The 26473-nt window shown below is 62.5% G+C and carries 26 protein-coding genes; 16 read left to right on the top strand and 10 right to left on the bottom strand.

The genetic code is table 11. The features are described 5' to 3' along the window. The first annotated feature begins 1 nt into the window (after position 1). The 7 genes from ccmE to ABUH87_RS17390 all read left to right on the top strand — a co-directional run bounded on the left by ccmE (position 2) and on the right by ABUH87_RS17390 (position 7165). Positions 2-472: a cytochrome c maturation protein CcmE gene (gene ccmE / locus ABUH87_RS17420; RefSeq protein ID WP_367775378.1), complete on the top strand. Its 471-nt coding sequence runs from the start codon at positions 2-4 to the stop codon at positions 470-472. Continuing rightward, positions 469-2415: a heme lyase CcmF/NrfE family subunit gene (locus tag ABUH87_RS17415; protein ID WP_367775377.1), complete on the top strand. Its 1947-nt coding sequence runs from the start codon at positions 469-471 to the stop codon at positions 2413-2415. Before ccmE ends, ABUH87_RS17415 begins: the two co-directional genes overlap by 4 nt. Then, positions 2412-2975 (top strand): DsbE family thiol:disulfide interchange protein, encoded by a 564-nt coding sequence (locus ABUH87_RS17410; RefSeq protein ID WP_367775376.1) that lies wholly within the window; start codon positions 2412-2414, stop codon positions 2973-2975. The genes ABUH87_RS17415 and ABUH87_RS17410 overlap by 4 nt, the downstream gene beginning before the upstream one ends. Further along, positions 2972-3388, top strand: coding sequence for a cytochrome c-type biogenesis protein (locus ABUH87_RS17405; RefSeq protein WP_419956719.1), 417 nt, complete (start codon positions 2972-2974; stop codon positions 3386-3388). The genes ABUH87_RS17410 and ABUH87_RS17405 overlap by 4 nt, the downstream gene beginning before the upstream one ends. Continuing rightward, entirely contained in the window at positions 3385-4032 is a 648-nt protein-coding gene (locus ABUH87_RS17400) for a tetratricopeptide repeat protein (protein ID WP_367775375.1), read from the top strand. Before ABUH87_RS17405 ends, ABUH87_RS17400 begins: the two co-directional genes overlap by 4 nt. 194 nt (positions 4033-4226) lie before the next feature. Further along, positions 4227-6095, top strand: a complete 1869-nt coding sequence (locus ABUH87_RS17395) for a potassium transporter Kup (RefSeq protein WP_367775587.1) — start codon at positions 4227-4229, stop codon at positions 6093-6095. Between the two features lie 113 nt (positions 6096-6208). After that, a complete protein-coding gene (locus tag ABUH87_RS17390) occupies positions 6209-7165 on the top strand; it encodes a TIGR03557 family F420-dependent LLM class oxidoreductase (RefSeq protein ID WP_367775374.1) in 957 nt (318 codons plus the stop codon). A gap of 30 nt (positions 7166-7195) precedes the next feature. Here the strand turns inward: ABUH87_RS17390 and ABUH87_RS17385 are convergent, their stop codons facing one another. From ABUH87_RS17385 to ABUH87_RS17365, 5 genes are all read right to left on the bottom strand, one after another. Then, positions 7196-7849, bottom strand: a complete 654-nt coding sequence (locus ABUH87_RS17385) for an inner membrane-spanning protein YciB (RefSeq protein ID WP_367775373.1) — start codon at positions 7847-7849, stop codon at positions 7196-7198. Continuing rightward, entirely contained in the window at positions 7849-8832 is a 984-nt protein-coding gene (gene ftsY / locus ABUH87_RS17380; protein ID WP_367775372.1) for a signal recognition particle-docking protein FtsY, read from the bottom strand. Before ftsY ends, ABUH87_RS17385 begins: the two co-directional genes overlap by 1 nt. After that, entirely contained in the window at positions 8829-10004 is a 1176-nt protein-coding gene (locus tag ABUH87_RS17375; RefSeq protein WP_367775371.1) for a MiaB/RimO family radical SAM methylthiotransferase, read from the bottom strand. Before ABUH87_RS17375 ends, ftsY begins: the two co-directional genes overlap by 4 nt. Then, the gene (gene dapF, locus ABUH87_RS17370) at positions 10001-10834 is read right to left on the bottom strand and encodes a diaminopimelate epimerase (RefSeq protein WP_367775370.1); all 834 of its coding nucleotides are present in this window, start codon (positions 10832-10834) and stop codon (positions 10001-10003) included. Before dapF ends, ABUH87_RS17375 begins: the two co-directional genes overlap by 4 nt. A gap of 74 nt (positions 10835-10908) precedes the next feature. Next, positions 10909-11844 carry an isopenicillin N synthase family dioxygenase gene (locus ABUH87_RS17365; protein ID WP_367775369.1) on the bottom strand — a complete coding sequence of 312 codons (936 nt, stop codon included), beginning with the start codon at positions 11842-11844 and terminating at the stop codon, positions 10909-10911. Positions 11845-11906: 62 nt separating this feature from the next. Between ABUH87_RS17365 and ABUH87_RS17360 the strand changes: the two genes are divergently transcribed. Further along, on the top strand, positions 11907-12347 hold the full coding sequence (locus ABUH87_RS17360) for an EVE domain-containing protein (protein ID WP_367775368.1): 441 nt from the start codon (positions 11907-11909) through the stop codon (positions 12345-12347). A gap of 87 nt (positions 12348-12434) precedes the next feature. Then, positions 12435-12611: a CsbD family protein gene (locus ABUH87_RS17355; protein WP_367775367.1), complete on the top strand. Its 177-nt coding sequence runs from the start codon at positions 12435-12437 to the stop codon at positions 12609-12611. A gap of 389 nt (positions 12612-13000) precedes the next feature. Here ABUH87_RS17355 and ABUH87_RS17350 read toward each other — a convergent pair whose 3' ends face one another. Beyond that, complete coding sequence (locus ABUH87_RS17350; RefSeq protein WP_367775366.1) at positions 13001-14305, bottom strand: MFS transporter; 1305 nt, start codon at positions 14303-14305, stop codon at positions 13001-13003. 176 nt (positions 14306-14481) lie between these two features. Between ABUH87_RS17350 and pgsA the strand changes: the two genes are divergently transcribed. After that, a complete protein-coding gene (gene pgsA, locus ABUH87_RS17345; protein WP_367775365.1) occupies positions 14482-15075 on the top strand; it encodes a CDP-diacylglycerol--glycerol-3-phosphate 3-phosphatidyltransferase in 594 nt (197 codons plus the stop codon). 6 nt (positions 15076-15081) lie between these two features. Here the strand turns inward: pgsA and ABUH87_RS17340 are convergent, their stop codons facing one another. Continuing rightward, entirely contained in the window at positions 15082-15978 is an 897-nt protein-coding gene (locus ABUH87_RS17340) for a hydrogen peroxide-inducible genes activator (RefSeq protein WP_367775364.1), read from the bottom strand. Continuing rightward, entirely contained in the window at positions 15975-17153 is a 1179-nt protein-coding gene (gene rnd, locus ABUH87_RS17335; protein WP_367775363.1) for a ribonuclease D, read from the bottom strand. The genes ABUH87_RS17340 and rnd overlap by 4 nt, the downstream gene beginning before the upstream one ends. A 149-nt stretch (positions 17154-17302) precedes the next feature. On the opposite strand from rnd, the gene aspS reads away from it, so the two are divergent. After that, the gene (gene aspS, locus ABUH87_RS17330) at positions 17303-19129 is read left to right on the top strand and encodes an aspartate--tRNA ligase (RefSeq protein WP_367775586.1); all 1827 of its coding nucleotides are present in this window, start codon (positions 17303-17305) and stop codon (positions 19127-19129) included. Positions 19130-19160: 31 nt separating this feature from the next. On the opposite strand, the gene ABUH87_RS17325 is transcribed toward aspS, so the two are convergent. Then, positions 19161-19949, bottom strand: a complete 789-nt coding sequence (locus ABUH87_RS17325) for an MBL fold metallo-hydrolase (protein ID WP_367775362.1) — start codon at positions 19947-19949, stop codon at positions 19161-19163. Between the two features lie 387 nt (positions 19950-20336). On the opposite strand from ABUH87_RS17325, the gene ABUH87_RS17320 reads away from it, so the two are divergent. From ABUH87_RS17320 to fghA, 5 genes are all read left to right on the top strand, one after another. Beyond that, the gene (locus tag ABUH87_RS17320) at positions 20337-20573 is read left to right on the top strand and encodes an acyl carrier protein (RefSeq protein WP_039282540.1); all 237 of its coding nucleotides are present in this window, start codon (positions 20337-20339) and stop codon (positions 20571-20573) included. A gap of 123 nt (positions 20574-20696) precedes the next feature. Beyond that, positions 20697-21959, top strand: a complete 1263-nt coding sequence (gene fabF, locus ABUH87_RS17315) for a beta-ketoacyl-ACP synthase II (protein WP_367775361.1) — start codon at positions 20697-20699, stop codon at positions 21957-21959. Positions 21960-21969: 10 nt separating this feature from the next. Then, positions 21970-22944 carry an endolytic transglycosylase MltG gene (gene mltG, locus ABUH87_RS17310; protein WP_367775360.1) on the top strand — a complete coding sequence of 325 codons (975 nt, stop codon included), beginning with the start codon at positions 21970-21972 and terminating at the stop codon, positions 22942-22944. A 92-nt stretch (positions 22945-23036) separates the two neighbouring features. Next, positions 23037-24143 carry an S-(hydroxymethyl)glutathione dehydrogenase/class III alcohol dehydrogenase gene (locus ABUH87_RS17305; RefSeq protein WP_367775359.1) on the top strand — a complete coding sequence of 369 codons (1107 nt, stop codon included), beginning with the start codon at positions 23037-23039 and terminating at the stop codon, positions 24141-24143. Continuing rightward, a complete protein-coding gene (fghA, locus tag ABUH87_RS17300; protein ID WP_367775358.1) occupies positions 24143-24976 on the top strand; it encodes an S-formylglutathione hydrolase in 834 nt (277 codons plus the stop codon). The genes ABUH87_RS17305 and fghA overlap by 1 nt, the downstream gene beginning before the upstream one ends. Positions 24977-24997: 21 nt before the next feature. Here the strand turns inward: fghA and ABUH87_RS17295 are convergent, their stop codons facing one another. After that, a complete protein-coding gene (locus tag ABUH87_RS17295; protein WP_367775357.1) occupies positions 24998-26446 on the bottom strand; it encodes an aromatic ring-hydroxylating oxygenase subunit alpha in 1449 nt (482 codons plus the stop codon). Positions 26447-26473: the final 27 nt, after the last annotated feature.

Raw genomic sequence — 26473 nt, 5'->3', positions numbered from 1 at the left:
CGTGGCGACCAATGTCGCATCAGGCCTGAAGGCAAAGCATCAGCGCCTCGTGCTGCTGGTGGTGGCGCTCGTCGTGGTGCTCGGCGCCGGCCTGCTTGCCGCCTGGGCACTGAGGAGCCAGGCAAGCTACTTCTATGTCCCCAGCGAGATCGTTGCAGATCCGCCTGCCCCGGATCGTGCGGTACGCCTGGGCGGCATGGTCGAAGCAGGATCTTTGCAAACGGCCGAGGATGGCGTCACCATCGCCTTCGTGGTGCAGGACGGAGAGGCGCGCGTTCCCGTTCGGTTCGCAGGCATCGTACCCTCGCTTTTCGTAGAGGGCTCCGGCGTCGTGGCGGAGGGCAAGATGCGCCAGGACGGGACGTTTGTCGCAGACAACTTGCTCGCCAAGCACGATGAGAACTACGTCCCGCGCGAGATGCAGGAAATGACCCAGCATCAGGCCAAAGCGGTGGTGGCCGAGACCGAATGATTGCTGAACTTGGTCTTGCCGCACTCTGGCTTGCCGCTGCGCTGGCCGTGCTGCAGCTTTTCGCCGGCGCCCTGACGCTGACACGGCGGGGAGCGACGATGGCAGGCGTCGTTCGTCCTGTCGCCGTGGTGCAGGGCATCCTCGCACTCGTGGCGTTTGGTGCGCTGATCCAGGTTTTCGCCGTGACCGATCTTTCGGTGAAGCTCGTGGCGCTCAACTCGCATTCGATGAAGCCGCTCGTCTTCAAGATTGCGGGCGCATGGGGCAATCACGAAGGCTCGATGCTGCTTTGGGTGACGGTGATGGGTCTGGCGGGCGCGTTCCTCGCGCTTGTCGAGCGGCGTCTGCCCGAGCCGACGATGCTCGCGACACTGGCGGGGCAGGCCTTCGTCAGCCTTGGTTTTTATGCCTTCCTGTTGATCGCCTCCAACCCCTTCGAACGTCTCGATCCGGCGCCGGTTGAAGGCAATGGGCTCAACCCGTTGCTGCAGGATCTCGGGCTCGCTTTCCATCCTCCTACGCTTTACCTCGGCTATGTCGGGCTTTCGATCGCGTTCAGCTTTGCAGTTGGCGCCTTGGTCACTCGCGAGGTGGGGCCAGCTTTCGCGCGTGCCATGCGCCCCTGGGTGCTCGCCGCGTGGATATTCCTCACGATCGGCATCGCGGCGGGATCCTACTGGGCGTATTACGAACTGGGCTGGGGAGGCTGGTGGTTCTGGGACCCAGTCGAGAACGCTTCTCTGATGCCTTGGCTGGCGGCGACGGCACTGCTGCACTCCGTGAGCGTGCTGGCCGCCCGCGATGCGTTGCGCGCCTGGACGATCATGCTGGGGGTGGTCGCATTCTCGATGTCGATGGTCGGGACGTTCCTGGTTCGCTCGGGCATTCTCACCAGCGTTCACGCCTTCGCCGTCGATCCCGAGCGCGGCAGCTTCATCCTGGCCCTGCTTGCCATCAACATCGGCGGAGCGCTGGCTCTCTTTGGCTTGCGAGCCGCAACTGTCACGGAAGGCGAACGCTTCGCCCTTGTCAGTCGTGAAGGAGCGCTCGTCATGAACAACGTGCTCTTGTCCGCCATCTTGGGAATCGTGCTGTTTGGCACGCTGTACCCCCTGGTCGCTGAGGCGCTGGGCGCGAAAGTCTCGGTAGGGCCTCCCTACTTCAATCCTGTCGGCGCGCTGTTCTTCCTGCCGATGCTGCTGGTCTTGGCCGTAGGGCCAATGCTGCGCTGGCGTCGCGATTCATTGGGCCGGGTAGGCAAGCGGCTCCTGATCCCGGCGGCGGTCGTTCTGATCGCGGCGATCGTGATGGTGGTGCGCGGCGGGGCAGGGCTGCTGCCCTTCCTGGGTCTCGTGCTCGGGCTCGGCGTGGCTGTGGCGAGCATCCTGCCTCTGCGCGAGCGTAATCTTCGCCGCACGCCGCTCGCGATCTGGGGAATGGTGGTCGCGCATCTGGGCGTAGGCGTTTCGCTGATAGGTATGGCTAGCGAGAGCGCTTACTCGGTCGAACGGCTGGTGGCTCTTCGTACTGGTGAGAGTACCTCGGTGGGCCCATGGCAGGTGCGGCTATCGGCAGTCGAGCCGGTCGCAGGCCCGAACTGGACTGCGCTCGAGGCGCGTTTGGTCGTCGCGTATGAGGACCAGCGGACAACGATCGTTCGTCCTCAGGCCCGCAGCTTCTGGACGCCTCCTCAGCAGACCAGCGAGTCCGCGCTGCTAACGCGTTGGAATGGCCAACTTTATGCCGTTCTTGGCGGCGAGGCTTCGGACGGACGCTGGCAGGTGCGGCTCTGGTGGAAGCCATTCGTCACGCTGATCTGGCTGGGTGGCGGACTGATCGCGCTCGGTGGTCTGCTCGCCCTCATCGGGCGCGTGGCCAGCGACGTGCGCCGTATTGTCGCCCGTGACAAGATTGCGTATCGGCGAGAGAGGCAAGGCCGATGACTGATCCGTCCGCCCCCCCTGCAAACGCGCGGCGCCGTTCCTGGACGATCTGGCTTCCGCTGGTCTTGTTCGGCGCGTTTATCGTGCTGGTTCTTTTTGGACTCTTCCGTCCGGCCGATCGCAACGTGGCGAGTGCACTGATCGATCGGCCGCTGCCCGAGTTCACACTTCCTGCCTCGCTTCCGGATCACCCTGGTCTGAGCAGCCAGGACTTTGCCGATGGGCAACCGAAGCTCCTCAACATCTTCGCCAGCTGGTGCTTGCCTTGTAAGGTCGAGGCGCCGCAGCTTGCCCAGTTGGCCGCGGCAGGCGTGCCGATCGAGGGAATATCGGTACGGGACCGTCCGGAGGCACTCCGTGCCTTTCTGGCCGAGCATGGAAATCCTTACGACAGGATCGGCGCAGACGATTCGGGCGCCGTACAGCTTGCGCTGGGTTCCTCGGGAGTGCCTGAGACTTACGTGATCGATGCCAAGGGCCGGATCCGGTATCAGCACATCGGCGACATTCGGCCGGAACATGTGCCGTTATTGCTTGAAAAGCTGGAGGCCGCGCGATGACTCGTCTGCGCTGCTTCCTTCTCGTGGTGATGATGTTTGCGGCTCATCCTGCCCTGACACAGGAGATGGAGTCGACCGCTCCATTTGCAAACCAGCAGCTCAGCGATGCAAGGCAAGAGGCCGAAGCGCAGGCGCTGATGCAGACTCTGCGCTGCCTGCAGTGCCAAGGTCAGTCGATAGCCGACTCCGACGCGCCGATTGCGGGTTCCATGCGCTCGCTCGTGCGGGAGCGGATAGCGGCGGGTGAAGAGCCGGAAGCGATTCGCTCGTGGCTGATCGAGCGCTATGGTGATTACGTCAGCTACGCCCCTCGGGTGACCACGCTGACTTGGCCGCTTTTCGCTCTTCCGCTGGCTCTGGTGGCCCTGGCGGCGTTCCTGCTGCGCAACCGCTTCCGCAGGGGTCAGGAATGAGCTGGGTTTTCGTCATCCTCCTTGCTGCCGGCGCATTTGTCGTCGCAACGTTCGTCCTGCGGACGCCGCGGCGGGGATGGGAGGCCATTGCAGCGGCTTTGCTGTTGGGTGTGGCGGGCTATGCGTTGCAGGCCCACCCCAACCTGGGCTCGGCGCCCAAAGCTCCGCGGGAGGACGTCGACGCGCGTGACTCCGCACTGGTCGAGGCTCGCGCGCAGGTCACGGAAAGCGGCATTCCGCCCAGCGATCGCTGGGTGATCATCTCGGACGCCTTGGCGCGCAATGGTCAGTTCGCGGGTGCCGCTGAGGTTCTACGCGGCGCGATTGCCGATGATCCCAAAAATGGGGAAGCGTGGCTCGCGATGGCCAATGCGCTGGTTTCCCACGCTGACGGAGTGCTGACGCCAGCGTCGCTCTACGCTTATCGGCGTGCCGCTGCCGTCGCGCCGGATCATCCCGGCCCTCCTTTCTTCCTGGGCCTTGCACTCGCGCAGTCCGGCCGTTTCGATGAAGCCAGCACGCTTTGGCGCCGTCTTCTCGCGCAGACTCCGGCTGATGCGCCGTGGCGGGCCGAGTTGGAGGGGCGAATCAACCAACTCGATGCGATCATCGCTGCGCAACGGAGCAACCCGGCCGCGCGTTGACACGCGTTGCTAGGGCTAACCCATGCTGCTAACGGCCCATGCTGCTATGCCGCACACGCGAGATGGTGCTCAAACGATCATGACGGGGCGCACGCATGAGTGATGGATCGCCAGAGGCTGCTCTGGATGCTCCCCGGGTCGTAGACACGGCCACGGGCAAGTCGGAACTCGCCCATCAGGGTGGCAACCGGGGCATGAGCAACGTGACGAAGCTCGCATTCGGCGCCGTCGGCGTCGTATTTGGCGACATCGGCACAAGCCCGATCTACGCCTTTCGCGAGACATTCGTGGGTCCGCATCCACTGGCCATCGATGAACTGCACATTCTGGGCGTGGTCAGCCTGATCTTCTGGTCGATGACGCTGGTTGTTTCAGTGCAATACGTCGGCATCCTAATGCGCGCCGACAACAAGGGCCAAGGTGGCAGCCTTGCGCTGGTCGCCCTGATTTCCGGCAAGCTTTCAAAGTCGCGGTACTCCGGCCTCGTCGTGCTTCTCGGCGTGTTTGCGACGGCGCTGTTCTACGGCGACAGCATGATCACCCCTGCGGTATCGGTGTTGTCGGCAGTGGAGGGGCTCACCGTCGTCGAGGCACGGCTGCAGCCGCTTGTCATTCCGATCGCGCTGGTCCTGCTGATCGCCCTGTTTCTCATTCAGAAGAGCGGGACCGCGAAGGTGGGCGCGCTGTTCGCACCGGTCATGGTGACTTACTTCATCATTCTGGCGGTGCTTGGCGTCTACCATCTGGTGCAGCTTCCGCAGGTCTTGCTGGCGCTGAACCCGTGGTATGCGGTCCAGTTCTTCCTGACCGACAAGATGCTCGGCTTTCTCGCGCTCGGCTCCGTCGTTCTGGCGGTTACGGGATCGGAAGCGCTCTATTCGGACATGGGGCACTTTGGCCGTGGACCAATGCGCATTTCTTGGTTCGGCTTTGTCATGCCGTGCCTGCTGCTGAACTACTTCGGGCAGGCCGCCATGATCCTCAGCCTCGATGAGATTTCCGCAGCCCGCGCGATGGAGAACCCCTTCTTCAATCTCGCGCCAGAAACTCTGCGGCTTCCGCTGGTGATCCTTGCGACTTGCGCCACGTTCATCGCCAGTCAGGCGGTGATCTCGGGTGCGTTCTCGATCACGCATCAGGCCATGCAGCTGGGCTTCATCCCGCGCCTGTCCACTCGTCACACCAGTGAGCACGAGGTCGGGCAGATCTACATTCCGTTCGTCAATTTCGCGCTGATGATCGGCGTCATCCTGCTCGTGCTGATCTTCCAGAACTCCTCGAACCTGGCGTCGGCGTACGGCATCGCGGTGACGGGTGCGATGCTGATCGACACCTGCCTCATGACGGTGCTGCTGATCGTGATCTGGCGCTGGAGCCTTTGGCTGGCGGTGCCGGTGGTGCTCGTGTTCTTCATTGTGGACGGCAGCTACTTCGCGGCCAACGCCACCAAGGTAGCCGACGGCGGCTGGTTCCCGCTGCTGATCGGCGGCATCGCTTTCACGCTGCTGACCACATGGAACAAGGGGCGGCGCCTGATGCGCGATCGCATGACGGAGGCTGCGCTGCCGCTCAACGTGTTTGCGAGGAGCGCTCATGGAAGCGCGGTGCGTGTGCCCGGCACGGCGATCTTCATGGCGTCGACCAATGCGGGTGTTCCTTCTGCCCTGCTGCACAACATCAAGCACAACAAGGTGCTGCACGAACGCGTTGTCGTACTGACCGTCGAGGTTGCAGACGTCCCATGGGTCGAGCCGTCCGAACGGTATGAGGTCACCGATCTGGGCGAAGGCTTCTATCGCATGACGCTGCGCTACGGCTTCATGGAAGAAACGGACGTTCCCGCAGCCCTTGCCCAGAGCCAGCTGTGTGGCGGACCGTTCGAGATGATGAAGACCAGCTTCTTCCTCTCGCGTCAGACGCTGCTTCCCTCTGCCAAACCGGGCATGGCTATCTGGCGCGAGAGGCTGTTCTCCTGGATGATGCGCAACGCGGCGAGTGCGATGGAGTTCTTCCGGCTCCCCACCAACCGTGTGGTGGAACTGGGCAGCCAACTAGAGATTTAGGCCCGCCGCTTCGTCGTGCCTGCCGGACGGCTGACCTTCAGGGCAGCACCGGCAGGCCGAACCTTTCCCGAGCCGGTGCATTGCATGCGCAAAGTCTATTGACGGAGCGCACGATGACGAAGTTCGGGTACAAGCTGATGACGGAGGAACACGGACCGAAGGCGCTTGTCGCCAATGCGGTGCGAGCAGAGCAGGCCGGCTTCGATTTTGTCTCCATCTCCGATCACTTTCATCCCTGGTTGAAGTCTCAGGGGCATGCTCCCTTCGCCTGGAGCGTGCTGGGCGCGATCGCGCACGCGACCGAGAAGGTTGGCATCACCACCGGGCTTACCTGCCCGATCATCCGCTATCATCCGGCCATTATCGCACAGGCCGCTGCCACCATCGCGATCATGAGCGATAATCGCTTCAGCCTTGCCGTCGGCGCCGGGGAGCGGCTGAACGAGCATGTGACCGGAGAGCTGTGGCCCTCCACTCCGGTCCGGCACGAGATGCTGGCTGAGGCGATCGACATATTCCGCATGCTTTGGGACGGCGGGCTGCACAGCTTCGAAGGCAGCTTCTATGACGTCGACCATGCGCAGCTCTACGATGCGCCAGAACAGCCGATAACGGTGACTGTCGGAGTCAGCGGCGAGAAGTCGGTGGCTCTCGCAGCCGAAAAGGCGGACGGGATCATGGCCACCAGTCCGGAGGCGTCGCTGGTAAAGCAGTTCAAGAAGAAGTCTGGCAAGCCGGGCCCGGCCTATGGTGAGGTGACGCTTGCTTGGGCGGCCACCGAAGAGGAGGGGCGCAGGATCGCGCACGATCGCTTCCGCTTCGGCGCACTGGGCTGGTCGGTCAATTCTGAACTGCGGGACGTCGAAGGCTTCGAGGCGGCCACTCAGTTTGTCCGTCCCGAAGACCTAGCGGGATCAATGCCGATGGGTCCCGATCCCGAAGTACACCTGAAGGCCATCCGCGAGTGGATGGACGCGGGCTACGACCATCTGGTTCTGCTCGGCCCCGGAGACGACCAAGAGGGCTTTATTGCGTTCTGCGAAAACGAACTGTTTCCCAAGCTTCGCTAGCCGCGGCGAGAGAGACCGCCGCGCGGAAGGCTACTGATCCACCGGCGGGTTCTCGATCATCTCGGTGGTCGCCTTTTCCCCCATGCCGTGCCGAAGCACCATCGGGATCTGTGAGAAGGTGAACACGAAGGACAGGCCGGTGAACAGCCATAGCTTGGCCTGGAGCCAGCCTCCGAAGCTGAGCACCTGGCGGAGCACTTCGTTCAGTCCCGCCAGGAACAGGAAGAACAGGGCCCAGTTGCGGGAGAGCTTGAGCCAACCTTCTTCGTCCAATCCCTCGAACGCCGATTGCAGCAGATACCGCAGCATTGGCTTGCCCTTCATGAGCCCGCCGAAGAGAACGGCTGCAAAGATCAGGTACACCGCGGTCGGCTTGATCTGGATCCAGAAAGGGTCGTTGAAGAACATCGTCAGCGCGCCGAAGCCCAGGATCAGCGAGGTGGAGAGCCATACCATCGGGGAGATATGGCCCAGCCGCCACTTTGAGATCACCAGCGCGATCAGCGTCGCCACCATGAAGGCGCCCGTGCTCTTGCTGACGGCGAGGACGATGCCGACGCTGCTTTCGTCATCCGGCGAGAAGTAGCGATATGTCAGGAAGAAGACGAGCAGGGGCCCGAAGTCGACGACTAGGTTGATCCAGGAACTGCGGGGTTTCTCCGTAGGTGCCGGGTTGTCTGTCATCACGCGATCCCCGCGATCACGCGTGCGAGAAGGTCGGGATTGAAGGGGCGCAGGTCGTCCAGACGCTCACCCACTCCGATTGCGTGAATGGGCAGTCCGTACTGCTCGGCCGCCGCAACCAGCACGCCGCCGCGTGCGGTGCCGTCCAGCTTGGTCATGATAAGGCCGGACACCCGGGCAACTTCCTTGAAAATCTCGATCTGCGACAAGGCATTCTGTCCATTGGTGGCATCGAGGACCAGCACGACATCGTGCGGCGCCTCGACGTTCAGACGACCGAGTACGCGGCGAATCTTCGCCAGCTCGTCCATCAGCTCGCGCTTGTTCTGCAGACGCCCGGCTGTATCCACGATGAGCGCATCGATGCCCTCTGCGGTCGCGGCCTTCAAGGCATCGAAAACGACACTGGCCGGGTCGCCGCCTTCGGGGCCAGTAATGATGGGAACCCCGAGGCGTTCGGCCCACACTCGCAGCTGACCGATTGCTGCCGCGCGGAACGTGTCTCCTGCCGCAAGCATGACCGAATAGTCCTGCTCCTGAAACAGGTGCGCGAGCTTGGCGATGGTGGTCGTCTTGCCGGATCCGTTGACGCCGATGACAAGGATGACTTGCGGGCGGGGGAAGGCGACGACGTCGAGCGGCTTGGCGACCGGACGCAGGATCTCTGCAATCTCCCGGGCAACAACCTCCATGATGGCACGCTCGTCCGCGTCCCGTTCGAACCGCTCCTGGCCGAGACGAGTGCGGATGCGGGCGGCTGCGCGGGGACCGAGATCCGACATGATGAGAGCGTCTTCGATGTCGTCGAGCTGACCCTCATCGAGGCGAGTCTTTCCGACAATGCCTGAAAGATTTTCGGACAGGCGCTCCGACGTCTTGCGGAATCCTCCAAACAGGCGGCTCGACCAGCCGTCATCGGGACGGCCATCGCTATGCAGGTTGTCGGCCGCGGCATCGCTGCCGTGCGGGTTCTCGTCGGTCATTCCAGTATTCCTTCGACGATCCTGGTGGGGCTCACGCTGACGATGGTGCCTGGCCGGGTGCCATCAGGCAGGCGGACCGGCGCGAATTCGGCGGAATGTCCGGTTCCGCCGCGTTCGGCAAGCACCGACAGCGGCTTGCCGAGAAGGCTCTTCAGCCAGCGGGCGCGTTGCTCCGATGCCGCGCGGCGCAGCAGCCCGGCACGATCACGCGCAACCTGTGAAGGCACTTGCGGCATGCGTGCGGCGGGCGTGCCCGGCCTCTTGGAGTAAGTGAAGACATGGCCGTGCACCACTCCGAGTGCTTCGATGATGGATACGCTCTGAGCGTGCATCGCGTCCGTCTCCGTCGGGAAGCCCGCGATCAGGTCTGCGCCCACGGAGAGATCGGGGCGGCTTGCGCGCAGGCGTTCCACCAAGGCGATCGCTTCAGCGCGTGTGTGCCGCCGCCTCATCCTCTTGAGGATCATGTCGTCGCCCGACTGCAGCGAGAGGTGCACATGCGGCATCATCCTCTTCTCGGTCGCAAGCAGGGCGATGAGCGCCTCGTCGACTTCGGCGCCATCGATGGAGGAAAGTCGCAATCGGGGGAGGGCGCCGAATTGCCGCAAAATGGCCTCACACAAGTTGCCGAGCCGTGGGCTGGCGGGAAGGTCCGGACCCCAAGAGGTCAGGTCCACCCCGGTCAGCACGATCTCTGCAACGCCCGCATCCACGTGCACTGCTATATCGTCGAGAACCTCCGCGATCGAGCGTGAACGGCTCGGCCCACGTCCCTGAGGAATGACGCAGAACGTGCAGGCGTGATCGCAGCCATTCTGCACCTGCACGAAAGCGCGTGTGTAGGCACGAGGGCGGGGCGCAGGCGCCGAGGCCGGAAGGTTCCAGGCGCGCGGATCGAGCTTCGCGGTATTGGCGATGATCCCATCTACCTCCGGCATCGCGGCAATCTGCGCGCGTTCCACTTCGGCCGCGCAGCCGGTCACGAGCAGGCGCGCGTCAGGACGAGCGCGGCGGGCTCTGCGGATCGCCTGCCGAGTCTGTCGAACAGCCTCTGCAGTGACCGCGCACGAGTTGATCACCACGAGGTCGTCCGTATCGGCGAGGAGTCCGCGCAGTTCTTCGCTTTCGGCAAGATTAAGCCGGCAACCCAGTGAATGAACTTCTATGGTCACTCGGCAGTCCCGAAGGAGAGCAGCCCGTAAGCGGCCGCATCGAAGTCTCCGCGAAAACTTTCGGTTGCTGGACCGGTCATGATGATCTCATCATCGTGGCGCCACTCGATAGACAGCGCTCCACCCGGCAGGCGAACGGTGACGCGACGATCCACCAGCCCCCGCCGCATTGCGGCTATCGCCGTAGCACACGCGCCAGTGCCGCAGGCGCGGGTGAGGCCAGCGCCCCGTTCCCACACGCGAAGGCGAATGCTGTCGCGTGCGATTACCGTCGCGACGTTGACGTTGATCCGCTCGGGAAAGAGCGGATCCTGTTCGATCGTCGGGCCTAGGCGCGCCAGATCGACTGCATCGGCTTCGGGCACAAAAAAGATGGCATGCGGGTTGCCGACGTTGACCGCGATCGGCGTGTCCAGGTCTTCCCATCCGACCGGCATGGCGTGCGTGTCCATCGCATAGGCGAGGGGGATCTCGTCCCAGCCAAACCGCGGGCGCCCCATCTCGACGGCGATGCCATCGTGAGCAGGGCTTGCGAACACCAGTCCGCCCAGCGTCTCGATACGCGCCGCCGCGCCGTTGAGCAGCCCCACCGCCCGCGTCGCATTTCCGCAAGCTCCTACCTCGCTGCCATCCGCATTGAAGATCCGCATCCGGAAGTCTGCGAGCTCCGAAGGCTCGAGCAGGACAAGCTGGTCGCAGCCGATCCCCATGTGCCGGTCTGCCAATGCTGCCGCCGCAGCCGCGTCTATCGGCGGCAGCGGCTGATCTCGCGCATCAAGGACGACGAAGTCGTTGCCCAGACCGTGCATCTTGGTGAAGGGGATCCGCATGACGTGCGCGATCTATGCGCTGCGAGGCCTTGCGTCCAGTGCGAGCGCTCGCGTGTCTGCAGGCTGGGTAGCCTTCATCCCTTCAAGCCGATCTCGCGCAGTCTTTGCTGCAAGTAGTCATCGGCGGTGATGCTGACGGGGTAGCAATCGGGGTTTTCGGCTGTAACGCACTGAGGTAGCGTTTCGAAGCGGAAGTCGCTGCGCAAGTGCAGGAAGAACGGCATGGAGTAGCGGCTGTACGCGGCGCGGTCGCCCGAAGGGTTGCGGACGCGATGGGTCGTCGACGGCAGAACATGATTGGTCAGCCGCTGCAGCATATCCCCGATGTTGACCACAAGGGCGCCTTCGGGCGGTGCGACGGAAAGCCATCGTCCATCGCGGCCCAGAAGCTCGAGCCCGGCCTCTTCTGCGCCGAGGAGCAGGGTTATCAGGTTGATGTCTTCGTGCGCCCCCGCACGAATAGCGCCACCGGCTTCTGCCGATACGGGCGGGTAATGGAGCAGCCGAAGCACTGAGTTGCCGTCTTCAATCGCCGAAGCGAACCAGTGCTCGTTCAAGCCAAGGTCGAGCGCGATGGCGGCAAGGATACGCTCGCCCGCGCGGTCGAACTCGGCATAGAGCCTTGTGAACACATCACGGAAACCACTTGGGCGGTCAGGCCAGATGTTGGGGGGCATCGTTGGCGCAAGCAGGTGGCCTTCCGGCAGACCGCGGCCAATATGCCAGAACTCTTTGAGATCCTTTTCCGCGGCGCCTTTGGCGATCTCGGTCCGGAAAGGAGTGTAGCCCCGCGCTCCACCGGTACCGGGGATGAAGTAGCGCATCTTCTCCTCAGTCGGTAACGCGAAGAACTCGACGGTGAGTCGCCACGCTTCGTCAATCAGGCGGTGATCGATTCCGTGGTCACGCACCATCGCGAAACCGTAGCGGCGAAAGGTGGCGCCGATCTCTGCTGAAAGCGCGTGAGGTGTCTCCTCAAGGCTGAGAATGGGGATTTCGGCGATGTCCATGTGTGCGATCCGGTGAGTTTGCGCTAGTCGCGCTCCCTCTAGTCGAAAACGAGAGGCAATGCATGTCCAAGAGCCACGGGACAAAGAGCTACTGGCTGATGAAATCCGAGCCCGACGCATATAGCTGGGACGATCTCGTGGCTGAGGGCGAGGGAACGTGGGACGGCGTGCGAAACCACCGCGCCGCCAAAAACCTGCGCACGATGCAGGTCGGAGATGAGGCGTTTTTCTACCACTCCAACATCGGCAAGGAGATTGTCGGCGTCGTGCGGATCAGTGTCTCGGGGATAGCGGACCCGACCGACCCGGAGGGCAAGTGGGCCGCGGTGCGTGTGCAGCCAGTGAAGAAGCTCGCACGACCGGTCACGCTCAAGGAGATCAAAGCCGATCCAGCGCTGGCTGAAATGGAACTCGTGAAGCTCTCGCGCCTCTCCGTCGCGGTCGTGACTGAGGAGGAATGGCGGTACATCACCGCGTTGTCGAGCGACGGCCCGGCCCACTGACAGGCTTGTCCGAGGCAACCTAGCCTATCCCGGCTCGTTGAGAGGTATGTGCGGGTCGTGATCCCGCTTCCCTCAAGGAGATGAAACATGGGCGAACTTAAGGACAAGGCCAAGGGCCTAGGCAATGAAGCGGCTGGAAACCTGAAGCAGGCCACTGCCGGAGACGACGCGGAGCAGCGCGCGGAAGGTCGCGCTCAGGAGAACAAGGGCGAAGCCCAGCAGCTGAAGGGCAAGGTAAAAGGGGCTATGGGCGATTCGATCTGATGCGATCTGGTCCCCACAGCAACTCAGGAGAAGGCCGCCTCTGCGCGGCCTTTTTCATTGCTGGCCGAACACATGGATAATGTGCGGATATGAATAATGTGGAGATCGTCTCGTTTCGGGGCGCGCTTTCGGTTACGGTGGCAAGGCTTGTAACGTTGTCTTAACCGATGCGCATGCGTTCTTATTCGTCCCGCCGTGCGCTGGTTCTCACTGACGAGCATGCGCGTCATCCCTTTCGGCAGTCATTGCCACCGCATGTCTGCGTTGCTGCAGCGGAGGCTGGGAAGGGCCGCTCGTTGAGCCAGATCATCGCACAGGACTGGAAGACTCTCCTGGTGACGTACTGTGCCACCTTTCTCGCCGTGAGTGCTTTTCTCGCCTGACGGTGTTCAGGCCGTCACGGCGGCTCGCTCGGCACGCAGGAGGACATAACCGAACCATGCGGGCAGGAGGCAGCATGCGGCGACGACGAGCAGTTGCTTGACCACCGCCAGGCCGATGAGGCTGAGAACTCCGGCAAACAGCGCACCCACGACCATCGCGCCTGAATTGACGATGTTGTTCGCCGCAATTGTGCGGGCGGTCTGAGACTTCTCCACGAAGGTGGTCAGGAACGCATAGAGCGGTACCACGAACATGCCGCCCGACACTGCGATGCCTAGCAGTGTAAGCAGCAAGACGGGTGCGAGCGGATGGGCCAGGAACGTGGGGACATCCATCATTGCGTCGGCTGCGGTCCAGTTGCTGCAGATGCTCTCAAAAGCGATCAGGAAGCCGCCCATCGCGATTACCGAAACCGGTGAGTAGCGAGCCGAGACGGTGCCCTTCAGCAGCGCGTTGATCGAAACAGAGCCAATCGCGACCCCTACTGAAAATATCACGAGGAAGAGGCTCGCCACTTCCTTGCTGGCGTGGAGAACATTCTTCGCCAGGGGTGTGAACTGGACGAACAGGATGGTGCAGATCGCCCAGAAGATGCTGATCGCGATGATGGCCAGGAACACGCGGCGATCATGCAATGTGCTGCTGATGAGCCGCGACGATGAGCGCAGGACATTGAAGTCCAGCGGTTCGACAGCGCCGACTGGCGGCGCCGGTGGCACGAACCGGGCCGACACGAAGCCGATCAAGGCAATAACAATAACGGCCAGGGCAGCCCATGAGACGCCGATCCAGCCTGCGACGATCGTTCCGGCGAGCACGGACAGATAAGTGCCTGCCTCGACCAGACCGGTACCCGCCAAGACTTCCTTCTTGTCGAGATGTTGAGGCAGGATGGCGTACTTGATCGGCCCGAAGAACGTCGAGTGAACGCCCATCGCAAACAGGGCGAGCAGCATCAACGGGATCGAGAGCGTGCCGATCGCAACACCCTGCCACGCCAGCAGCAGGCCAGCTCCGCCGACCACCATGATGCCGATCTCGCACGTTTTCACCACACGGATGATGCGGGCCTTGTCACGCATGTCGGCAAGTTGGCCGGCGAGTGCGGAAAGGAGAAAGAAGGGAGCTACGAAGACGCCCGAAGCAATGGCGCTGAACCACATCTCCGCAGTCTCGGAATTGTAGACCGAGTACACCACGAAGAACACCATGGCGTTCTTGAACAGGTTGTCGTTGAAGGCGCCGAGCATCTGAGTGATGAAAAGCGGCAGGAAACGGCGGGCCCGGATGAGCTGGGTCGATGTCGTCATGCGTACTGCGTGCGGCTCCGTCGGCTTCGCGTGCGACACTTAATGGCAAAGTGGGGCCGAGCAAGTCTCTGTGCTCATTTTCTTCTGCTATCCGAAGGCGAAACGCGACTTGTTGCCCGTTCCGGTGCGACGATCCGCTTTCACCCGGAGGCCGCAGGCTCTAGAGGGCAGGTGAAATGCTTACGCTGCCGAATCTCCTTACGCTCTCGCGCATCTTCGCGGTTCCTCTCCTCGCCTTCCTGCTCTGGTGGCCGAACTGGAGCTTTGGCTACGGCCTCGCCTTTGCGCTTTATTGCCTGATGGGTATCACCGACTACTTCGATGGTTATCTCGCCCGTTCCAGCGGCACGGTGTCGAAACTGGGCGTTTTCCTGGATCCGATCGCGGACAAGATCATGGTGGCAGCCGTGGTCCTGGTGCTTACAGCGCAGGGTATACTGACCGGACCGTACGTGGGCGATGCACATGTAATCGCCGGCCTGATCATCCTTGTTCGGGAAATCGCCGTCTCAGGCCTTCGTGAGTTTCTGGGCGGGCTTCAGGTGTCGATGCCGGTCAGCCGTCTCGCCAAGTGGAAGACCACCTCGCAACTCATTTCGCTTGGTGCGCTGATCCTGGGTAGGGCTACCCCTTGGTGGACCATGACCGTCGGCGAAATGACGATCAACGTGCCGCACACCGTCGGCCTGACGACGTTGTGGGCTGCTGCAGGGCTGACGCTGGTGACCGGCTGGGATTATCTCCGCGTCGGCGTCCGGCACATGGACTGAGGGAGGTCAGCCCGCCCGCAGTTCGTCGGCCAGCATCCGGAATTCATCCGAGCGCGGTGAATTCTTGCGCCATATCAGCGCGATCTCACGATTCGCATTGGGTGAGAGAAGGGGTCTGGCAACCACGTTGGTGCCGTTGAGGATACCGGCGTCGAGCGCCATCTCCGGCAGCATCGTCAATCCCAGGCCGTTATCCACCATCTGCACCAGCGTGTGCAGCGAGGTCCCGATCATAGTGGCTGAGGCCCGCAGCTCCGGGCGATTGCACGCGGCGAGGGCGTGATCCTTCAGGCAGTGGCCATCTTCGAGCAACAGGAGGCGATTTTCGTCGATGAGGTCAGGTCCCACCTCTTCAGGCGGATCGCGGGGATCGTCCTTGGGGAAGGCAACGTAGAAGGCGTCCAGCTCGATTGTTTCCTTCTCCACCTCGCCCGTCGCGTAGGGCAAGGCGAGCAGCACGCAGTCGGCGCGCCCCTGATGGAGCGAATCGATTGCAGCGGCGCTGGGCTCCTCGCGCAGGAACAGCCTTAAGTTTGGTCGCTCGCGCCGGAGACGCGGCAACATGCGCGGCAGCAGGAAGGGCGCAATCGTCGGGATCACGCTCATCCGCAGTTCGCCCGCCAGGGGCTTGCCGCTCGACTGGATGAGGTCCGAAAGCTCTTCAGTCTCGCGCAGGATGCGGTGCGCTTTGGCTACCACGGCATTGCCGAGCGGCGTGAAACGAACGGCACGCTTGGTCCGCTCCACGAGCACGACTCCGAGCAGGGCTTCGAGGTCACGAAGACCGGCGGACAAGGTGGATTGCGAAACGAAACACGCATCTGCGGCGCGTCCGAAGTGCCCATGCTCGTGCAGCGCGACAAGGTATTGGAGCTGCTTGAGCGTGGGCTGGTGAACGGTCATGCCGCGGCATCATCCACATGGGTCATCTTGAGGCGGCCATTCTCTACCGCGAACGCCAGCTTGCCTTCCACCAGGTCCAGCGCATCGCGGCCAAAGGTGTCGTAGCGCCAGCCTTCCAGCATCGCGAGGTTCTTGCGGACGCCGGCGGCAAGCATCTCCAGCTCGTCACTCCGCGCCAGGAGACGCGCAGCCACGTCGATCTCGCGCGCACGTATTTTGAGCAGCAGCTTGAGCAGGTCAGCCACCAGCGAGCCTTCCTTACCTAGCGGTGCGCCGCGCGCGGTGCGGGGCGGCATCTCGTCCTCCGGCAGCGGTTCAGCGCCAGCGAGTGTCTGCATCAGGCGCTTGCCGATCTCGTTCTCCTTCCAGCCCTGCGAGAGCCCGCGGACCTTGGCCAGGTCTGTCTGGCTCTTAGGCGGGTGACTGGCCAGATCAGCGAGGGTCTCATCCCGAACGATCCGCCCGCGCGGTATGTTCTTGTCCTGCGCCTCATGCTCTCGCCACGCGGCGAGAGCCTTCAAGCGGCCGAGCACCGCGGCGTTGCGCCCTGCGGCCTTGATGCGCTTCCACGCGACATCCGGGTCGTTGCGGTAGTTTGCCGGATCGGCGAGCTTTTCCATCTCCTGATCCAGCCACTCCCCGCGACTCGTCTTCTTCAAGCGCGCGAGAAGCTTGGGGAAGATCTTCGCCAGATGCGTTACGTCCCCGATCGCGTATTCGATCTGCCGGTCCGTAAGGGGCCGCCGTGACCAGTCGGTGAAGCGAGCGCCCTTGTCGATCGTGAGTCCCAACCAGGATTCGACCAGATTGGAATAGCCGATCTGTTCCGATTGGCTGACTGCCATCATTGCGATCTGCGTGTCGAAAATCGGATGCGGGGTGCGGTTGGTGAGATTGTAGATGATCTCCACGTCCTGACCGCCGGCGTGGAAGACCTTGAGGACCTCCTCGTTATCGGTCAGCAGGTCCATCAGCGGCGACATGTCGAGGCCCGGCGCCATCGGGTCGATCGCGGCGGCTTCCTTGTCGTTGGCGATCTGCACCAGGCACAGTTCAGGCCAGTACGTGTTCTCGCGCATGAACTCTGTGTCGACTGCCACGAAGTCGGACTCGGCGAGGCGAGCGCAGAGTGCGGCAAGATCTTCGCTATCGGTGATCAGCGGGTGAATATGCATGATCCGGGCGCGTTACGCCGTTCGCTACCCGCAATCAACGGCGCTGAAGCGGCAATTGCTTGCATTGTTCCCGGGACGCTGGAAATCCATGCGGCACTGGACTAGGGGGCACGGCTTGCATTCCGATGATCGAAGAAGCCAGCCACGCCATGACTCATCCCTATCGTTCCCACACCTGCGGCGCCTTGACGGCCGCTGAAGTTGGTCAGACCGTCCGCCTGTCGGGTTGGGTGCACCGCAAGCGCGATCATGGCGGCGTGCTCTTCGTCGACTTGCGCGATCACTACGGCATCACCCAGGTGGTGGCGGACACTGACAGTCCCGCTCTACCGATGCTGGAGGCGCTGAGGCTTGAGAGCGTCGTGACCATCGATGGCGATGTGAAGGCGCGCAATGCGGCCACCGTCAATCCGAACCTGGCCACTGGTGAGATCGAGGTGTTCGCACGCGCGGCGACCGTGCTTGGCCGCGCAGAGGAACTGCCGATGCCGGTGGCCGGCGAGCAGGAGTATCCGGAGGACATTCGCCTTCGCTACCGCTTCCTGGACCTGCGCCGCGAGACGCTGCACGCCAACATCGTGACTCGCACGAAGATCATCCGCGACATGCGCAATCGCATGGAAGATGCTGGTTTCACGGAGTATTCCACTCCGATCCTTACCGCTTCTTCCCCTGAGGGCGCACGCGATTTCCTCGTGCCGAGCCGCATCCATCCCGGCAAGTTCTACGCGCTCCCGCAGGCGCCCCAGCAGTACAAGCAGCTCCTGATGGTGGCAGGCTTCGACCGCTACTTCCAGATTGCGCCATGCTTCCGCGACGAGGATCCCCGCGCGGATCGCCTGCCCGGCGAGTTCTACCAGCTCGACCTGGAGATGAGCTTTGTCACGCAGGAAGAAGTCTGGGAGACGATGGAGCCGGTGATCGGTCACGTCTTCGAGGCGTTTGCTGACGGCAAGCCGGTGACTCCGGTGGGCTCGTTCCCACGCATCCCGCATGCCAAGGCGATGCTCGACTACGGCAGCGACAAGCCTGACTTGCGCAATCCGCTCATCATCCGTGACGTTTCTTCGGAGTTTACTCAGTCCGGGTTCGGATTGTTTGAGAAGATCGTCGGCTCCGGCGGAGTTGTGCGTGCGATCCCCGCTCCCGGGACTGCCGAGAAGAGCCGCAAGTTCTTTGACGAGATGAACGACTGGGCGCGCTCTGAAGGTCACGCGGGCCTCGGCTACGTGACTCGCAAGGGTGGCGAGTTCGGTGGCCCAATTGCCAAGAATCACGGACCGGATAAGATGGCCGCGCTTTACGATGCGCTGGGCCTCGGTCCCGACGATGGCCTCTTTTTCGCGGCCGGCAAGGAAGATCAGGCGGCAAAGCTCGCTGGCCTCGCCCGCACCAGGGTGGCCGAGCAACTGGACCTGATCGACAAGGACCGCTTTGAGCTTGCCTGGATTGTCGATTTCCCGTTCTACGAGTGGGACGAGGACAACAAGAGGGTTGATTTCGCGCACAACCCGTTCTCGATGCCCCAGGGTGGCATGGAGGCGCTGGAAAGTGGCGATCCCTTGGCGATCAAGGCGTTCCAGTACGACCTCGTTTGTAACGGCTATGAGATCGCATCTGGCTCGATCCGTAACCAGAGCCCCGAGCTGATGGTCAAGGCGTTCGAACTCGTAGGGTTGTCCAAGGCGGATGTGGAGGAGCGCTTCGGCGGCCTTTACAGGGCATTCCAGTACGGTGCCCCGCCGCATGGCGGCATGGCTGCCGGGGTCGATCGGATCGTGATGCTTCTTTGTGGGGCGCAGAATCTGCGGGAGATTACGCTGTTCCCGATGAACCAGCGTGCCGAGGACCTGCTGATGGGGGCACCGTCACCTGCTGAGTCGAAGCAACTGCGGGAGCTTCACTTGCGCACGGTCGAGGCGCCCAAGCCGGCCGCGACTGCGACAACCAAGCTTGTCGCCCCCGATGCAGGCTGATTAAGCCGCAATCCAGGTCAGTTGGCGCAGCTCATGTTCCGGGCTGCGCCGGCAGCGGGAAGAGGATGAAGTGGGTGCGGCGGTCGATTTTCGGGTCTTCGCCCGCGTCTGCCACAGCCTGCCGAAGCTCCGCTATGACGCTAGGCTCAAGCGACAGCGGGTGCTCATCCGCATGGACAGGCGCTTTCATCGCGTAGTCGCGCCCCGGTGTGGTGGTCATCTCGATATGCGCTCCAAGCAGCGCTGTGACGGGATGTGCTTCGGCAAATTCTGCAAGTCTCTCTACGCTTGAGCGGAACTCGCCGAAGCGGTTGGCGGGTACATAGAGGCGCCCAGGATAAAGCATGTCGCCCGAGAACAGCAGCTGACTTGCCCGGTCATAGACCATGATATGTGACGGTTCGTGCCCGGGGGTAGGGATAATGTCGAGAACGCGTCCGCCCAGGTCGATGTGGCCCAGCTCCTCAGGCCAGCGACGGATGTGAAAGAATTTCGCGACTTGCTCGGGGGAAAGTTCAACGACTTCGGTGCGGGGCCGACTGCGAAATTCGTCGTCTCCGGCGCGGTGGTCGCCGTGGCTGTGCGAATGCGCCACAATGAGGCTTATGGGTTTACTCGTCGATTGCTCCCGTTCGGCGATCAAGCGGTCGATGGTGGGCCGAATCTTCAGGCCACCTGCTCCGCTGTCCAGCAGCAACGCGCGGTCTTTCCCAAAGATCAGATAGAGGAACGGTGCTTCGAAATTCGTATGGACCGACTGCCGGATGACGAAGATGCCGTCGCCAGCCTCCTGCACTTGAAGATGCGGTTCGTCTTTCACCACCCCATTGATCCAGTCTGCAAACATCGGCGGGGCATGGGATTGAACCGCCGTAGCCGCGCAGAGCAGTAGCGCCCCCAAAGGCAACAATGACCAACGCACAAGGCGCGGAGCGGAGCGGCGTTCTTGATCCATGATCCCCAGCCTACGCCCTCATCAATGGGAGGCAAGTGAGTCATTGCTGCTTGCCGGAGCTTGCCCGCTTGGTGATGATCGGAACTGCGAAAGTCGGAAATTGCTTGCGCCAGCCAACGGATATCGGCTCTTGTGGTATCAATGCTGCCGCGCCACATGAGCTTGGGCTTGCGGCAACACTTGCCAGCACGGCGCCTGCACATTAGGGCGGCTGGCGAAGATTTCATCCTCCGTTTCAGAAGGGGTCACTAAATGAGCGATACCGCCGATCGTGTTAAGAAGATCGTGGTGGAACACCTTGGCGTCGAAGCCGACAAGGTCACCGAGGACGCCAGCTTCATCGACGATCTGGGCGCGGACAGCCTCGACATCGTCGAGCTGGTGATGGCCTTCGAAGAGGAATTCGGCGTCGAGATCCCCGACGACGCGGCTGAAAAGATCAGCACCGTCTCGGACGCGATCAAGTACATCGAAGAGAACAAGGGCTGATCGGGCCCGCCTGAATCCCGGCCGGTACGCCGGCGCTGCCTTGCAAGGGCAGCAGGGAACATACTACCGGCAGGCTCGGCTCCGACAGGGGTTGGGCCTGTTGCGTTTGTTGCGGAGAGTTGCATGCGTCGCGTCGTCGTAACCGGTCTTGGCCTCGTCACTCCTTTGGGCAGTGATGTCGAGACAACCTGGGCTAACATCCTGGCCGGCAAATCCGGAGCAGGGCCGATCACGCGCTTCGATGCTTCAGATCAGAAGTGCCGTATCGCGTGCGAGGTGAAGCCTGCTGACCACGAGTATGGTTTCGATCCGAACAAGCGGGTCGACCACAAGGTACAGCGTCAGGTCGATCCCTTCATCGTTTACGGGATCGACGCAGCGGGTCAGGCGATCGAAGACGCCGGGCTGACCGACATGAGCGAAGAGATGCGCCTGATGGCGGGTTGCTCGATCGGTTCGGGCATCGGCGGCCTGCCCGGTATCGAGAGCGAATCTCTCGTACTGGCGAACAAGGGGCCCGCCCGCGTCAGCCCGCACTTCGTTCATGGCCGGCTTATCAACCTCATTTCCGGTCAGGTCTCCATCAAGTACGGTCTCATGGGCCCCAATCATGCGGTGGTGACCGCTTGCTCGACCGGCGCGCACTCGATTGGCGATGCGGCGCGGATGATCAAGGACGGCGACGCCAACATCATGCTGGCTGGCGGAGCCGAGAGCACGATCTGCCCGATCGGCATTGCAGGGTTCGCGCAGGCGCGGGCTCTTTCGACCAATTTCAATGACGAGCCGACACGCGCCAGCCGTCCCTACGACATCGACCGTGATGGCTTCGTCATGGGCGAAGGTGCCGGTGTGGTCGTGCTTGAGGAGTACGAGCACGCAAAGGCCCGCGGCGCGAAAATCTATGCCGAGGTGATCGGCTATGGCCTGTCCGGCGACGCCTATCACGTCACTGCGCCGCATCCGGAAGGCTCCGGTGCTTATCGCTCGATGGCGATGGCGCTCAAGAAGGCAGGCGTGACACCAGACGACATCGACTACATCAACGCTCACGGCACTTCGACGCCGCTCGGCGACGAGTTGGAACTGGGGGCGGTACGTCGCCTCTTTGGTGATGCGATCTCAACGGTCTCTATGAGTTCGACGAAATCCGCCATCGGGCACTTGCTGGGCGGTGCCGGTGCAGTCGAGTCGATCTTCTGCATTCTGGCGCTGCGCGATCAGATCGTGCCGCCGACGCTCAATCTGGACAACCCGAGCGAAAGCTGCCTGGGCGTGGATCTGGTTCCCTACACCGCCAAGAAACGCGAAGTTCGCGCGGTCCTGAACAACAGCTTTGGCTTTGGTGGTACCAACGCCAGCCTTGTCATGCGCAAGCCCGATTGAGCTGTCTGTGATGCTCTCCCGGCGCGGATGCGGTCTGGTGGCGGTCGTGACCGCTGCCTTTGCAATAGCGCTGGGAGTGTTCCTGGTCGGCTGGTACGGTTCCGGACCGCTCGAGAGGGACGGAACCTTCATCGTCCCCAATGGAGCGAGCCTGACCGCAGTTGCCGAGCGGCTTGAGGAAAAAGGCGTGGTCGCGTCCGCCAGCGGCTTCACCTTGCGAGCGCGTGTTTTCGGGGCAGGGCGCGATATCAAGGCTGGTGAGTTCGCGATCCCCGCGCATGCGAGCCCGTCTCAAGTGCTTGCAATCATCACCAGCGATGATGTCATACGGCGCTTCGTGACGGTGCCCGAAGGGATGCCGTCGATCATGGTCCACGAACGCCTGATGGCGCAGGATCACCTCACCGGCGAGATTGCAGTGCCTGATGAGGGTTCGGTTCTGCCGGACAGCTACGCTTTCGAACGCGGCGAACCCCGCGAGGCGGTGCTGCGCCGGATGCAGGCGGCGATGAGTCGCACGCTGGCTGAACTTTGGGCCAAGCGCGACCCTGACCTTGTCGTGAAGACGCCCGAAGAGGCGCTCATTCTTGCTTCGATCGTTGAGAAGGAGACGGGCAAGCCATCCGAACGGCGAATGGTGGCCGGCCTCTATTCCAACCGGCTGCGTGAGGGGATGATGCTGCAGGCGGATCCCACCATCATCTATCCAATCACGCGGGGTAAGCCTCTGGGTCGCCGTATCCGTCAGTCCGAAATCCAGGCGGTGAACGACTACAACACTTATTCCATGGTCGGCCTGCCCAAGCATCCGATCACCAATCCCGGACGAGAGTCGATCGCAGCTGTGCTGCATCCGGCGAAGACCGAAGCGCTGTACATGGTGGCGGATGGCACCGGCGGCCATGCTTTCGCGAACACGCTTGCAGAGCACAACAGCAACGTCGCGAAGTGGTTTGCGATCCGGCGCGAACGGGGCGAACTCTAGGAACTTGCTGTCTTGTCCCACGCGCCGGGGCGGCAGAGCTTTCATACCGCACTCGCACTGGCTAGATGGGACGGAAAGGAGTCGCCTGTCTCATGAAAACCCGTGCCGCTGTCGCGTTCGAACCCAAGAAGCCGCTTGAGATCGTCGAAGTCGATCTGGAGGGGCCCAAAGCGGGTGAGGTGCTCGTCGAGATCATGGCGACGGGCATCTGCCATACCGATGCGTACACTCTGGACGGTCTGGATTCCGAGGGCATCTTTCCCTCGATCCTCGGTCACGAAGGCGCCGGTATCGTGCGCGAGGTGGGGCAGGGTGTCACCAGCGTGAAACCCGGCGATCACGTCATCCCGCTCTACACGCCTGAGTGCCGTCAGTGCAAAGCGTGCCTCTCCGGCAAGACGAACCTGTGCACGGCAATCCGGGCAACGCAGGGCCAAGGGCTGATGCCGGACGGAACCAGCCGGTTTTCGCACAAAGGCCAGCCGATCTTCCATTACATGGGTTGTTCCACGTTTTCGAACTTCACCGTTCTGCCTGAGATTGCAGTCGCGAAGATCCGTGAGGACGCGCCCTTCCAAACCTCATGCTACATCGGCTGTGGCGTCACTACGGGTGTGGGCGCAGTGGTGAACACCGCCAAGGTCCGCCCCGGCGACAACGTCGTCGTGTTCGGCTTGGGGGGGATTGGCCTCAATGTGATCCAAGGCGCAAAGATGGCGGGCGCAGACCGCATTGTCGGCGTCGACATCAACCCCGACAAGGCCGAGTGGGGCAGCCGGTTCGGCATGACCGACTTCGTGAACCCCCGCGATGTCGGCAATGTGGTCGAAACGATCGTCAATATGCTGGATGGCGGCGCGGACTACTCGTTCGATTGCACCGGCAATACCGAAGTTATGCGCCAGGCCCTCGAATGCTGCCATCGCGGATGGGGTACGTCGATCGTCATTGGCGTTGCGGAAGCGGGCAGGGAAATCAGCACCCGCCCCTTCCAGCTGGTGACGGGGCGCAACTGGCGAGGAACCGCGTTCGGCGGCGCCAAGGGGCGTACCGATGTGCCGAAGATCGTCGACTGGTACATGAACGGCAAGATCGAAATCGATCCGATGATCACGCACGTTCTTTCGCTGGAAGAGATCAACAAGGGGTTTGACCTCATGCACGCGGGTGAGAGCATCCGCTCGGTCGTGGTCTATTGATGGAGACGGTCTCCACCAACCGCAGCCATGGCGGAGAGCAAGGGGTTTACCGCCATCGCTCGACAGCGACGGGGACCGAGATGACTTTCTCGGTCTTCGTGCCCGATCATGCGGCGGGAGCAAAGCTGCCGGTTCTGTGGTATCTCTCGGGTCTGACCTGTACCCACGCCAACGTGACGGAAAAGGGCGAATATCGCGCCGCCTGTGCCGAGCATGGCATTGTCTTCATCGCCCCTGACACCAGTCCGCGCGGTCCGCAGGTGCCCGATGTGGAAGCATGGGATTTCGGTCAGGGCGCCGGGTTCTACGTGGATGCGACGCAGGAACCCTGGTCGGCCAACTACCGGATGCGCTCGTATGTGGAGGGTGAGCTGCCGGACCTGATTGCCGGGATTTTCCCGGTCGACCTGGAGCGGCAGGGGATTACCGGCCACTCCATGGGCGGACATGGTGCGCTGACGATCAGCTTGCGCAATCCCGGACGGTTTCGCTCTACCAGCGCATTTGCCCCGATTGTCAGTCCGTTGGCCTGTCCGTGGGGGGAGAAGGCGTTGGGTGGCTACCTTGGCCCGGACCGCTCGGCATGGCAGGAGTACGATGCCTGTGCGCTCGTCGAAGGTGGTGCGCGCCTGCCAGACCTGCTGATCGATCAGGGTAGTGCCGACACTTTCGTGTCAGAGCAGTTGAAGACCGAGCTTCTGCGCGAGGCCTGCGACCGCGCCGGTCAGCCGGCTACGATCCGTTTGCAGGCCGGATATGACCACTCTTATTATTTCATCTCGACCTTCATGGCCGAGCATGTGGAGTGGCATGCCGAACGCCTGAAAGCCTAGCAGGAGCTTGCCGAGAGCTCTCTAGCTCCAGAGTTCCAGGATCGGGCCGTCGAAGTTGCCGCCGAGTTGGTGCTGCGCGCGCGCCAGCGCTTCCTGTGGTGCGCCGGCCAGGTATCCATCAAGGATGCGCTGGAAGTTGCTGATAAGCCCTTCCATGTCTTTCGATAGGCGCATGAATTCGAAGCCTTTGGCTTGCAGACCCTTCTGCTGGAGCGGGATGTTCGAGTAGTCCTGCCGCGGGATAGGCGGGAAGTCCGGGCTGTCGAACGGCAGCACCGTGGGCTCCATCACCGGCTCAGGCTCCTGCCCTTCCGGGAAGAAGGTCAGAGACCAGATCTCGAAGAAGCAGCTCTCCGGACCAAGAGGACGGATGCGATAAGCGGACATGCTGCTGAAGATCGGCAGCAGGAAGTAGTGCGGAAACAGGAACTCCACCGCGTTGATCGGCGCCGTCTGCGCGACCTGCAGCAAGTCTGGCACCGGCTCGCCACGTTCGCGCAGACGTTCGGTCACGCGCTGCATGACCCGGCCATACCATTGAGGAACAGCGACATTGGGATCATCGGACAGGTCCGCGTGCGGCACCTCGCTGGCGATCTCCACTTCCTTGGGGTGAACCATGCCGGCCATGCCATTGCTGAGCAGGCCGAGGTGATGAATCTGCATCTCCACGGCTTGCCGGGTCGTCACCCCGTCGATCGCCACCCGCCTCGCATTCGCGGAACCTTCACTGCGGCGAGCGACCTCCGGATCGAAGGGATCGTGATAGATGCCTTCCATGGGGTGGTGCAGCTGCGGGTGCGTCTGCATGACGTGATAGCCTTCCATGAAGGCTTCCATGGCGATCTTCCAGTTGGCGGGCAGCACCGTGCCGTAGCACCATTCCGCCTTCAGGTGCTGGACGTTGTGCGCCTCCAGCCGGTCAGCGACAGGGCCCAGGCTCTCCTTCACCGACGGCGCATCGTCATCGTGGTTGATCCACACGCAGCCGCCCCAGACTTCGGTACGGCAGGGGATCAGGTTGATGTCCTCTGCCTTGAGCTGCTTCTCGGAGAACAGGTGCTTGCCGTAGACCAGCGTGTTCTCGCCATCCATGTTCCAGCGCCAGCCGTGGAACGGACACACAAACCCGCTCTTGGCACAGTTGCCATGGGCCGTCGCGTGCGAGGAGCCGATGGTCGTTCCGCCCGCGATCGGCACGCCGCGGTGGCGGCACGCGTTGTGAAACGCCTTGATCCCGCTGGTCGTGCGGACCACAATCACAGACTTGCCGACGTTCTCGTACTCGATCCAGTCACCCACCTCGGGCAACTGCTCTTCACGGCACGCCATCTGCCAGACATGCGGCCACAGATGCTCAACCTCAGCGTCGTAGAACGCCTGATCGTAATAGCGCTGCGCCGGAATCCGCTCGGGATCTTCAATAGGAAACGGTACGGACCGAACGCCGCCTTCAGGTGTCTTGAGCACGGTTCCGGCTCCTCCCGAGTTACTTTT

It is taken from the genome of Novosphingobium rhizovicinum (assembly GCF_040813635.1).
GTDB lineage: Bacteria > Pseudomonadota > Alphaproteobacteria > Sphingomonadales > Sphingomonadaceae > Novosphingobium > Novosphingobium rhizovicinum.
Note: the sequence above shows the minus strand (reverse complement) of the source record. Positions and strands in the feature narration are given on the sequence as shown.

Bases quoted from the DNA above. Each gene is read 5' to 3' on its own strand.
- ABUH87_RS17305 (WP_367775359.1), top strand. From the start codon at position 23,037: ATGAAAACCCGTGCCGCTGTCGCGTTCGAACCCAAGAAGCCGCTTGAG.
- ABUH87_RS17350 (WP_367775366.1), bottom strand. From the start codon at position 14,305: ATGACGACATCGACCCAGCTCATCCGGGCCCGCCGTTTCCTGCCGCTT.
- ABUH87_RS17405 (WP_419956719.1), top strand. From the start codon at position 2,972: ATGACTCGTCTGCGCTGCTTCCTTCTCGTGGTGATGATGTTTGCGGCT.
- ABUH87_RS17340 (WP_367775364.1), bottom strand. From the start codon at position 15,978: ATGACCGTTCACCAGCCCACGCTCAAGCAGCTCCAATACCTTGTCGCG.
- dapF (WP_367775370.1), bottom strand. From the start codon at position 10,834: ATGCGGATCCCCTTCACCAAGATGCACGGTCTGGGCAACGACTTCGTC.
- ABUH87_RS17385 (WP_367775373.1), bottom strand. From the start codon at position 7,849: ATGACAGACAACCCGGCACCTACGGAGAAACCCCGCAGTTCCTGGATC.
- ABUH87_RS17320 (WP_039282540.1), top strand. From the start codon at position 20,337: ATGAGCGATACCGCCGATCGTGTTAAGAAGATCGTGGTGGAACACCTT.
- mltG (WP_367775360.1), top strand. From the start codon at position 21,970: ATGCTCTCCCGGCGCGGATGCGGTCTGGTGGCGGTCGTGACCGCTGCC.
- rnd (WP_367775363.1), bottom strand. From the start codon at position 17,153: ATGCATATTCACCCGCTGATCACCGATAGCGAAGATCTTGCCGCACTC.
- aspS (WP_367775586.1), top strand. From the start codon at position 17,303: ATGACTCATCCCTATCGTTCCCACACCTGCGGCGCCTTGACGGCCGCT.
- pgsA (WP_367775365.1), top strand. From the start codon at position 14,482: ATGCTTACGCTGCCGAATCTCCTTACGCTCTCGCGCATCTTCGCGGTT.
- fghA (WP_367775358.1), top strand. From the start codon at position 24,143: ATGGAGACGGTCTCCACCAACCGCAGCCATGGCGGAGAGCAAGGGGTT.
- ABUH87_RS17360 (WP_367775368.1), top strand. From the start codon at position 11,907: ATGTCCAAGAGCCACGGGACAAAGAGCTACTGGCTGATGAAATCCGAG.
- ftsY (WP_367775372.1), bottom strand. From the start codon at position 8,832: ATGACCGACGAGAACCCGCACGGCAGCGATGCCGCGGCCGACAACCTG.
- fabF (WP_367775361.1), top strand. From the start codon at position 20,697: ATGCGTCGCGTCGTCGTAACCGGTCTTGGCCTCGTCACTCCTTTGGGC.
- ABUH87_RS17390 (WP_367775374.1), top strand. From the start codon at position 6,209: ATGACGAAGTTCGGGTACAAGCTGATGACGGAGGAACACGGACCGAAG.
- ABUH87_RS17410 (WP_367775376.1), top strand. From the start codon at position 2,412: ATGACTGATCCGTCCGCCCCCCCTGCAAACGCGCGGCGCCGTTCCTGG.
- ABUH87_RS17395 (WP_367775587.1), top strand. From the start codon at position 4,227: ATGAGCAACGTGACGAAGCTCGCATTCGGCGCCGTCGGCGTCGTATTT.
- ABUH87_RS17355 (WP_367775367.1), top strand. From the start codon at position 12,435: ATGGGCGAACTTAAGGACAAGGCCAAGGGCCTAGGCAATGAAGCGGCT.
- ABUH87_RS17365 (WP_367775369.1), bottom strand. From the start codon at position 11,844: ATGGACATCGCCGAAATCCCCATTCTCAGCCTTGAGGAGACACCTCAC.
- ABUH87_RS17400 (WP_367775375.1), top strand. From the start codon at position 3,385: ATGAGCTGGGTTTTCGTCATCCTCCTTGCTGCCGGCGCATTTGTCGTC.
- ABUH87_RS17415 (WP_367775377.1), top strand. From the start codon at position 469: ATGATTGCTGAACTTGGTCTTGCCGCACTCTGGCTTGCCGCTGCGCTG.